Below are 10,322 nucleotides of genomic sequence, written 5' to 3' on the forward strand. Positions count from 1 at the left end.
CATCCCCTCATCCCCTCATCCCCAATCCCCAGTCACTTACTAAAACTCCAAACTCGGCCAGTCCGGTTCACGATAATAGTGCGTCATATCGTCAAATTTCCGCAGTTCGACGCGGTGAATCAAAAATTCCGGAAAATTTAACAACCATTGCTGATTCAATTGGGAAAGCATGGTACTAAGGTTTGTCCGGTCTAAATCTGAGGACACCTCCCCGAAATAGCCTAAGGTTACGTGGGCTGTAAAGTGATAATGCTGCTCAATACCCAAAGCCATTAACTTCGGATTTTGATAAATTGTGCGGCGAAATTGAATAATTTGCTCATAGCAGCGCTCATCTTTGGGTACTAAACAAATCCCAACAGCCCTTGGCATGACAATCAAACCCAACATTTGCCATTGAATTGGATTAGCCCCGTTTGTCATGGATTGTTGATACTGCTGAAAGATTTCAGCACAACAAAGGCGTAATTCTTGTTCAAATTCGGGATTTTCTTCACAAGCATGACGATAGGCACTGTCCCAAATTAGGTCTGCCAAAGTCAGATGAAAGCTAGCAGGGGGTACAGGAACAATCAAATCACTGTTCACCGGCAGCTGCAAAAGTTCCTGCTGGTAAGCTTGTAACTGGGTATGAAAAGGAGCATTTTTTGCTTCTTCTCCCGCAGGTGGGGTAATCAGTGAATACCCCGGAAAAGGTGCAGCTTGTCTAGATCCGGATTGCAATTGAAACTTAGCAGATTCCTGGATGTGCTGAATTTGCGATCTGTAAGCTTCTGGCAGCGTCATTCTTGCTACCCGATTCAGGTAAGTTTGATAGTTGTCGTCCAATCTTCGTAGCCTCGCGCTCTCACTGGATAGATTTTAGGGAAGTTTAATCACATTAACAGAGTGATTTCAAAAGTATTTAGCTTTTTCAAGATGATGATAGAGCAAGACAGTTCAGATCAAACCAAAACTTTTGTAGATATGTAGCAACGCTCAGTCTTTGAGAAGAGGTGAAAAAACCGGGTAATTACCTAAAAAAAGCTCTCAGGGCATAAAACACCACTGAGAGCTATTAGTAAACTTTATCTTAGCAACCTGAACCCAGATTATTGCCAAAGATAAATCAGGATAAACAAAACAATCCAAATCACATCTACGAAGTGCCAAAATAACGAGGTGGCATTCACACCAAAGTGGCCTGATTTGTAGTTGCCAGGAAAGAAAGAACGGATAAAAATAATCAACTGCAACAGAATGCCTGTGAGAACGTGCAAACCGTGGAAACCAGTTAGCAGGTAGAACATGCCACCGTATACCCCGGAGGTGAAGCCAAATTCTAGGTGACTCCATTCAATACCCTGCCCTACTAAGAAGTAGCTGCCCATAGCCATTGTGGCCGCGAGATACAGACGAAATCCCTTCAAGTTGTGGCGTTGTAGGGCGCGTTCTGCTAGGTAGATGACAAAACTACTAGAAACAAGAATAACTGTATTGATTGCAGGGTCTTTGATTTCTAGTCCCGAAACTCCGGCTGGTAGCCAGTTAGGAGTTGTGGTTTTGTAGACAATATATCCTGCAAAAAAACTGAGAAAAATAACGCTTTCGGACAGGAGGAAGACAATGAAGCCGAACATTTTGTTGCCTTCTTCGTCGTGTCCGTGTTCAGCGTTTGTGTGATGGGAAGGCAATTGCAACTCGTTGGAGTTGATAGAACTGTCCATTGTGGGGAATTCTCCTTTTGTAAACGCAGAGGAACGCGAAGGGGTAACTATTCTGCGTTTTTCAATGCGGGGTTGTTTGCTGTTAAGGGATCTGATTTACCGTAGCCGTAAGGTTCAGAAATGATAATGGGGATTTCTTCAAAGTTTTCTACTGGGGGTGGTGAAGAAACCATCCACTCCAGTCCAATGGCGCGCCAAGGATTATCAGGTGCTTTCTCGCCTTGCAGCCAAGAAATTACCATGTTGAAGATGAAGGGTAAGGTGGACATTCCCAACATAAAGCCGCCCAAACTAGCGATAATGTTCCAAAATTCGTACTCTGGGGCGTAGGAGGAGACGCGGCGTAACATACCTTGCAACCCTAAGGGGTGCATGGGCAAAAAGTTGAGGTTGGTGCCAATGAATGTTAACCAAAAGTGTAATTTGCCCCAGCCTTCGTTGTACATTCTGCCGGTCATTTTGGGGAACCAGTGGTAAATGGCTGCATACAAGCCCATCGTCACTGTACCAAAGAGAACGTAGTGAAAGTGACCGACGACAAAGTAGGTATTATTTACGTGAACATCTACAGGTACAGAGGAAAGCATAATACCTGTGATACCTGCAAACACAAACATGATTAAAGCACCCAGGGCAAACAGCATGGCTGTATCTAGCCGCAGTTTACCGCCCCAAATGGTGGCTACCCAAGCAAATACTTTAATCCCTGTGGGTATAGAGACAAACATGGTTGTCAGCATGAAAATCAACCGCATCCAACCTGGGGTACCACTAACATACATATGGTGTACCCAGACAATGCCGCTGACTACGGCAATTAACATTGATGAAATGGCAACTACTTTGTAGCCAAACAATGGTTTGCGGGAGTAAACGGGAAAGATTTCCGAGAAAATGCCAAAGATGGGTAAAATAATCACGTAAACCGCAGGGTGGGAGTAAAACCAGAAGTAATGCTGGAAGAGAACTGGATTACCCCCATGACTGGGATTGAAAAAGGCGGTGCCGACTGTGAGGTCAAGTAGCAGCATAACTGCACCTGCTGTGAGTGCAGGTAATCCAAACAATTGGATAATTTGGGCGCTGAATACTGCCCAGACAAATAAAGGCATCCGAAAGAAGCCCATACCTGGGGCGCGCATATTTACAATGGTGGTGACAAAGTTAACTGCCCCCATAATTGAAGATACGCCGGATATGGCTACTGCTAGTAACCACAGCACTTGACCATTGATTAAGTTACCCGTGGGGTTTTGCAGACTAACTGGAGGATAAGACCACCAACCGGCTTGGGCTGGGCCACCAGGAACTAAGAAACTGCTCATTAAGAGAAGACCAACCACCGGCACCATCCAAAAGGCGACGGCGTTAAGTCGAGGAAAGGCCATGTCTCGCGCCCCAATCATTAAAGGCACAAGATAATTGGCAAAACCCACTAAAGAGGGGAATGTCCACAAAAACAGCATAATGGTGCCGTGCATTGTGAACATACCGTTATAGACGGTACGGTCAACTACGTCAGATTCGGGGGTAATGAGTTCTCCCCGAATTACCATTGCAAAGATACCGCCGATGAGAAAGAAAAGAAATGAGGTCACAAGGTACTGAATACCAATTACCTTGTGGTCGGTGCTAAAGCTGAAATATTCTTTCCAGGCACCTGGCTTCTCACCAGGGTGACTGATGCCTGCAACAGGGATATGTGTCATGGTGAGTTACTATTAACCAGGATAATTGACTAGAGGCGATGCCGCAGGTGCTACGGTAGTCCAACCAGTTTTCACTGACTGACTAGCGGCTTGGGCATATTCAGAAGCTGCTTGATTATGGGCGGGAGTGGGTTTTTGGGTTGCAGCTTGGGCTAGCCATTGTTGGTAATCTGCGGGTGATTCCACGACGACATTGGCTTGCATCGTCGCAAAGTAAGTGCCGCTATATTGAGAATCAGTGAGTCGATACTGACCGACACGAATGGGAGTAAATTCAAAGTCAATTGTGTGGTTAGGAATAATATCTTGCTTGAGACGAAATGCCGGAATATAAAAACCATGCAACACATCTTCTGATTGCAATGCCAAATGTACCCGGCGATCGCTTGGTAAATGTAGCTCGGTACTGGTAACATTTTTTTCAGGATAATGGAATACCCACGCCCATTGTTTAGCCAGTACGTCGATGTTTTCTACAGGTTCAGCTAAGGTGTTGGCTGGTTCATCTTTGGGGGCTGCATAAGCAGATTCCATACCCACAGGATTATGCAAATGCACAAGTTCCATTGGCCCTTGAATACCCATTTGCTCGTACACTTGGTAGCTGTAGCTAGCAATCCACAGCACTAACATAATGGGAATGGCTGTCCAGACAACTTCTAAGGTGACATTACCTTCAATGTGGGGGCCATCACTGAAGTCGCCTGTTTTAGCACGATGAAAAATTATGGAATACATTAATGTGCTAGTCACACCCAAAAAGATAAATGCACCCAGCGTTACTAAGAAGCTAATCAAATCATCAATTAGCTGAGATTCTGCGGCTGCTTGTGGGGGAAGCCAAGAATAAGCTTGCTGGCCTATCCAAAGACTGATGATAGTCACGATGATTCCACCCACAAACACGGTGAAAATATTGCCAATCTTGCGGACGTTCATAGTTGTTGATTAATTGTTAGTCATTAGTCATTAGTCAAAAATGACCAACATTGGTTACTTGAGCGTTGTGTTGAGGTCTGCGCCCAATCTCAGTAAGATATCGGCGGTATTATGTACACCAAATTCGGCAGCCATTTGTGCGCCTAGTGTGCCGTGGATGTACATGATGAACATGATTGCCATTCCTGTGGCCAGATAACTCCACTGGACTTTTTCATCGCCGTCTTGACTCAAAATGAAGCGCTGCCATCCTCTCCAAACGGTCATGCCAACAATTAGTCCTAGCAAGAATACGCCACCGATGCCATGCCAAAGCATCGTTTCCATTGCTTGCATTCCCCAGGCACTCTTGACATCAGTTGGTGGTGTAGCCAGCAGCATTTCATAGAAGCCTGCGGCGACTGTAAAAATAGTAATGATGGTGGAACCTACCATGTTGTACCAACCCACATCAAAGAAGTTGGTACGTTCTACAGAAATGGCAAAAAATTTGAAAACCCACGTTTGCAAGGGAACTAGCATCCCGACAATATCAAAGGTGATGCCAATAATGAACAAACCCAAAGTCAAATGGACTAAGTTGGGATGAATGGGAATCGAATAAGGTAATCCGTTGGCGCCTAATTGGCTACTTAATTGGTCAATTAGTTCACTATTCATGGCAAAAGACCTTCCTTGACTGCTTCAACAACTGGTACTGTGTGCAGTCCATATACCCAAACAAGTTGATCACCGAGATATACTTGCACACCCACAATCACAGTCAAAAATAACCCGGCTAACATATAGTGAATCGACAATTTGTAAGGGTTGCGGGTACGAATTACATAGCGCCAAGCTGTAATTGCCGCGATAATTCCAGACAACGACCAGCCTACTAATGTATGTACATTTAGTACAGATTTAGCTAAGTCGTAAGGTTGTGCCAAGCCAGCTTCAAACTGACCAAAAATAATGGCAACGAAGATGGCGATCGTGGCTACAAACATATTCCACCAACTCACTTCATAAAGATGAGTTCTACCAGTGAAATAACCTAATATATCACAGAAAAATGCAAACAAAACCATCGCAATTACGAAGTGGACAACGATGGGATGCATTGTATCTGGATAGGGCAAATTGTGATCGTTTAAAGATGTCAGATACTCAAGCATTGTGTTCTCCTGGACATATCTATATGCACCTCATTGGTCAATATGAATAGCCACTCACACCGCTACAATTATTGGCACTTGACCGAATTTTTTAGTTACGCGCGGCAAAATCCGGTTACTCAAGTGTTGGTCTGATTGTAATTCAATGGGGTGAAGTTACTACTTATATTGAATGATTGAGTTCAATGCATTTGTTCATACTGATAATTTACAACAGCGATTTTCAATTTATCTCACAAAATTGCTGTTGTTTGTTTTATTTGTGAAACCTATCTTTTAGCTTAAAGATTTTTTTACTAATTGTCAAAAAAATTAAGATAAACTTTCAAAAAAGCTTTTATTAATCAAATAAATAGTTTAGGAGTGTAACTTATCTTGCTATTTCTCATATATTGCATATATAAACGATATTAAATGTGCAGGAGTTAACAAGCTTGAATTATTGATTTGTGTTTGACATCACAAATCAATAATTCAAGCTTGTTACTCCATTAGTTAGGAACAGTTGGGATATCTTTTAACCATCCTTAGCTTGGGATTACCAAATTAAATCAATACCATTGGCATTTTTTAAACTTGACTGTGATTTGATTACAATTTCCCAGGCGATCGCACCATTTAAAAATAAGCTATTTCTGGCTGTAGATAGAAGTCGGGTATCATTAATAACTAACTAAATACATACATAAAAGTGCGTTTGTATCACCCAAATAATTAAATTTATAAGCATTTATACTTATTGATTGACATACAAAATTAATTAGCCAGCCGTAGCACCAACTCAAAATTTCCCAGGACAGAAAAACAGTCAGATTTTGTGAAAATATTGTTAGTTCTTTACAGCATATGGGCATATTAAATATAAATCTATTACACTTTTATCAGGGTAAACAGTATGTTAACAATACAGTGGCAAGACGAAATTACTGGATTGCAACAAAGCTTGAAACGTGAAATTGACAAAATATCTAGTGGATCTGAAATTAATATAATTAAGCATATTTGTATTAATAACTTGCAGTCCAAACTAGAACGTTTAGAAGAAATCAATAATATTCTTAATATAGAAAAATATAAAATTGTTTTTGTAGGTACTATTGGAAAAGGCAAAACTACAGCTATTTGTCATTTATTTAATTTAATTAGTGATTTCAAAGTTTCTAAGAAAATCAAGGATAAAAATAAAGATGTCATCGAAACTAGAGAATTATTATCTACTGGAGCAGGAAGAACTACTATTTGTGAAGTAATTATTAAAGCTGCCGAAAAAAGTTCTATTGAAATAGAGCCTTATACTGTTAATGAGATGGAAAATCTCATTTTTGATTTTTGTGATTCTATTGCTAATAAAGAAAATACTGACTCAGAACAAAAAATAATTATTTCTCAAGAAATTGAAAGAGCTATTAGGAATATTATAGGATTCAATATATTTTCTAAAACCGTTTCTGATGGAGATAAAAATAAAAGTGTGAGAATTGACCCAGCAAAGGAATTATTGCAAGAATCAGGATTAGAGGTTTTTAAAAAGACCGCATTGAACAATGCAAACCTTGAATATAGAATTTCTACTCAGATTGAGTTTAACAATCAAGCCACAGAACAAGAATGGATCAAAAATACTTTTGCGGAGATTAATAATGTTCAAATTAAGGAATTTGCGATACCTAAAAAGATATATCTTTATGTAAGCTATGATGTTTTATCCGGTTCAAATTTATCTCAATTTGATTCTGTAGTTGATACTAAAGGATTAGATGAAAACCCAATTCGTAAAGACTTACAGAAGTATATTGATCGTCAAGATAGCATTTGTCTTTTTGTCACTTCCTTTACTGATGCACCTGAAACTAATATCAGTAAATTAATAGGTTATCATCTAACATCTAAATCAAAAGAATTTCATCATAGATTTGTAACTTTGGTACTACCTCATAAAAATGAACCTGAAAAAACAAATGGTAGTGATGGTGATTGGGAATTGGGGATTCAAATTAAAAAAGAAGAAATTATCAATACTTTCAAAAATTTAAACTTAGATTTTTTAGGCGAAAATATTTTATTTTATGATTCTCTACGCTATTATCGTGATGATATAGTTAAGTTAAATGACATCTATGATGAAGCAGATGTTCAGGCGGACAAAAACGAATTTATTGCAGCTATAGCAAGTGTAGTAGAACGTAGAAAAAATATTTTAATTGATGAAATCAACAACATCAGTGAAAGTTTTGGCAAGATAAAAAATGGTAATGCTTTAACAGATTTAGAAATCACAGCAATTGAAACTGCTGTTAAAGATATAGAAAAGGTCCGCGACTTGAGCAAAAGAGTATCTAGTTTTATATATGATGATTTTGTTAAGCAATATCTTGAATATTATTGTACAACTTATAAAGCATGGAATACTAAACACGCTATACATAGAAATTCTGGATATTACGAACCAAGAGATATAGACATATTTTATGATGCGAAAGTAGTTGCAGAGGGAATCAACGAAAATGAAATGTTGAAAAAATTCACAAAAGATGTCAAAAAAGAATTGGAAAATATCTTATATAATTTGACATCCGCAAATGAATCTTTAAAAACTCTTATCCCTGAATTAATTAAAGAGTTTTATGCTTTGTATGATGAATTTATATATAATGTAGGTTCAGAAATTCAAGAAGAACTTATTAGACAATTATTACCTACAAATAATTCTGATTTTTGGGATGAATTAATTGCTGAAAAAGGTAAGCAAAGAAATAAAGGTGAAACTTTTGCAGGAAATGTATGTGAAATATTTAAGCAAGAATTAGAATTTGAAATTAATTTTAATCAGTTTTTTAAGAGTAAATCTGAAAAATATTGGAATGAATTAGTTACTCAAATACTTAGCTTCTTTGGTCAAAAATAAAAAATTATTTACTGCACAGTTAATAGATAAATTAGGGCGCAATATACTTGTGTCCCTAATATTTTATACCTACTATGATTTGATTATCAACTAATTATGACTTACCTAGACCAAGAAATTCAGCATAAACTAGATATATATTACAAAAAATATAATCATAAGTATACAAAATGTTTAATTCGAGGAATAGAAATACCATTTAATAACAGACCAGAGGAGTTTGTTAGACAACTTTTTCTGTATTTTTTGATTAATGAAAGTGGATTACTACCTGATAAAGTCAATATTAAAGTTGAATCAAATAATCATGATATAGAATTATATAAAAAACAAAATCCGAATTTTAGTCCTTATCAAACTCCATTAGTAATTGTAGAAACTAAACGAGAAGATATATATTTACAAAATTATTATGGACAGATACAAAGATATCTAACAAACGCTGGATGTAATATTGGTATTTTGTACAATTTTCATGAAATTATTTCTTTTACAAGACAAGGCAATGAATTTGAAATTACTTATCTTGAAAATATAAGAGATATTAAAGAGTTGATTTTACAAAAATATCATACAAATTACGATGATAATATATTCCATTTTGAACAAGCTCACAATGGAAATTTAAATAGCTTTATTTATCTAATTAAAAAATATGGTAAATATATCACTAATACAATTTTTTTTAAAATTAAAAGCCAATTAGCCGAAATCCAAGGGTGTTCATTTATGGTGAGAGATACTAACATTTATTATAAAATATCTGGTCAAACTTCCCAAAAGCATGAAAGTTTTGATTTTTCTAATTTTGAAAAATTAATTGCGATTCGGTATTAAAAAACCGTGTGTTATCTCAATATAATAGCCACGTCGCCACTGTGAATCATGTCAAAATAGTACAAGCGCTGTTTAAGTAAAGGAGCAATTACCTAAAACTGGGATAGTCTGTGTTTTTCAATTGAATTATGGCAACTTATAGCTAGCAACCCTCACAATTAATTGCCCTTGAAGCGGATTTTGGCTAAAGATAAATGCTCCTTCTTCCTTTTCGCCATCCGATAAAAAATCAATTTGTTGTTCTCCTGTTTCCACAACTTTATCAGCAATTTGTAACTCAGCAATAATTTGCACTGATTCAGCAGTTTCACTACCAGTATTAACTATTTCAAAGGGAACATAAAAATTTCCATCAATTTCTCGAATCGTTTGTTTTTTATGCACCGACAAAATGGGAGGTTGATTTTTTTCATTCAGCCACATATACCCTACTAAGCCAATAACAACTACGAGAATAGATAAAGAAATACCGAATGTTATCCACTCAGCGAAAGAACGTTCTGGTTTGGGTTCTGCTTCCATCATATTGCTAACCTACCCGCTGCACCGCCAATAGTTGCAGGTAATCCCAATATTAAAATATGTTCTAACCACATCATCCACGGGTCTGCAAAAGTTACCTTTTGGAAAAAAAATAGCATTAATCCACTTGCTAATAAAGATACTAAATAAGATATGGTAGTTTCACTTAATGGGCGCTGAAAAATCCCCTTTTGCTGTCTGCGTTTTTGTTGGTCTGAAAAACCAGCTTGAAAGACAATAGCGTAGGAAATTACTAGAGATGCAGCCATTAACGCCAGTAACCAAGGGGGTGAAATGGCAGATGCTAACATAGGAACTTCATCGGTTGGTGCAATATTAAAGGCAATCACCATTGCACCAATGAGAGTTGCACCTAAATCAGCAAATGTGACGTACAAACCATTTTGTTTATGTTTGCTGTTTTTGTTACCTTTCTGAGTACTTGATATTGAATTATTTTGATTTCCTTCTTGGAGAACCTGGTTGGCTAATGCAGGGTAAGCTCATCTAATTTGGTATAGAGAAAACTTGACATAACAAAGAAAAT

9 protein-coding genes and 1 pseudogene are annotated in these 10,322 nt (G+C 37.7%); 2 read left to right on the top strand and 8 right to left on the bottom strand.

The window, feature by feature from the left end:
* Positions 1 to 39: 39 nt before the first annotated feature.
* The 6 genes from ACM0OS_RS26730 to ACM0OS_RS26755 all read right to left on the bottom strand — a co-directional run bounded on the left by ACM0OS_RS26730 (position 40) and on the right by ACM0OS_RS26755 (position 5,511).
* Positions 40 to 828, bottom strand: a complete 789-nt coding sequence (locus ACM0OS_RS26730) for a DUF1868 domain-containing protein (protein ID WP_414546205.1) — start codon at positions 826 to 828, stop codon at positions 40 to 42.
* 263 nt (positions 829 to 1,091) lie between these two features.
* Positions 1,092 to 1,706, bottom strand: coding sequence for a cytochrome c oxidase subunit 3 (locus ACM0OS_RS26735; protein WP_414546206.1), 615 nt, complete (start codon positions 1,704 to 1,706; stop codon positions 1,092 to 1,094).
* Between the two features lie 47 nt (positions 1,707 to 1,753).
* Positions 1,754 to 3,415: a cytochrome c oxidase subunit I gene (gene ctaD / locus ACM0OS_RS26740; protein ID WP_414546207.1), complete on the bottom strand. Its 1,662-nt coding sequence runs from the start codon at positions 3,413 to 3,415 to the stop codon at positions 1,754 to 1,756.
* A gap of 12 nt (positions 3,416 to 3,427) precedes the next feature.
* A complete protein-coding gene (locus ACM0OS_RS26745) occupies positions 3,428 to 4,354 on the bottom strand; it encodes a cytochrome c oxidase subunit II (RefSeq protein ID WP_414546208.1) in 927 nt (308 codons plus the stop codon).
* 54 nt (positions 4,355 to 4,408) lie between these two features.
* Positions 4,409 to 5,014, bottom strand: coding sequence for a DUF2231 domain-containing protein (locus ACM0OS_RS26750; protein WP_414546209.1), 606 nt, complete (start codon positions 5,012 to 5,014; stop codon positions 4,409 to 4,411).
* Positions 5,011 to 5,511, bottom strand: coding sequence for a DUF2231 domain-containing protein (locus ACM0OS_RS26755; RefSeq protein WP_414546210.1), 501 nt, complete (start codon positions 5,509 to 5,511; stop codon positions 5,011 to 5,013). Before ACM0OS_RS26755 ends, ACM0OS_RS26750 begins: the two co-directional genes overlap by 4 nt.
* Positions 5,512 to 6,406: 895 nt before the next feature.
* On the opposite strand from ACM0OS_RS26755, the gene ACM0OS_RS26760 reads away from it, so the two are divergent.
* Both ACM0OS_RS26760 and ACM0OS_RS26765 read left to right on the top strand, forming a co-directional pair.
* Positions 6,407 to 8,416, top strand: coding sequence for a hypothetical protein (locus ACM0OS_RS26760; RefSeq protein ID WP_414546212.1), 2,010 nt, complete (start codon positions 6,407 to 6,409; stop codon positions 8,414 to 8,416).
* Between the two features lie 96 nt (positions 8,417 to 8,512).
* Positions 8,513 to 9,253 carry a type I restriction enzyme HsdR N-terminal domain-containing protein gene (locus ACM0OS_RS26765; protein WP_414546213.1) on the top strand — a complete coding sequence of 247 codons (741 nt, stop codon included), beginning with the start codon at positions 8,513 to 8,515 and terminating at the stop codon, positions 9,251 to 9,253.
* 126 nt (positions 9,254 to 9,379) lie between these two features.
* Here ACM0OS_RS26765 and ACM0OS_RS26770 read toward each other — a convergent pair whose 3' ends face one another.
* Positions 9,380 to 9,778, bottom strand: a complete 399-nt coding sequence (locus tag ACM0OS_RS26770; protein WP_414546214.1) for a TIGR02588 family protein — start codon at positions 9,776 to 9,778, stop codon at positions 9,380 to 9,382.
* Positions 9,775 to 10,269, bottom strand: a pseudogene (locus ACM0OS_RS26775) (TIGR02587 family membrane protein); the annotation flags it as partial. The gene ACM0OS_RS26770 and the pseudogene ACM0OS_RS26775, both read right to left, overlap by 4 nt.
* Between the last annotated feature and the right edge of the window lie 53 nt (positions 10,270 to 10,322).

The sequence above is a fragment of the Nostoc sp. CCY0012 genome, from assembly GCF_963920855.1.
In the GTDB taxonomy this organism is placed as follows: domain Bacteria; phylum Cyanobacteriota; class Cyanobacteriia; order Cyanobacteriales; family Nostocaceae; genus Cyanocohniella.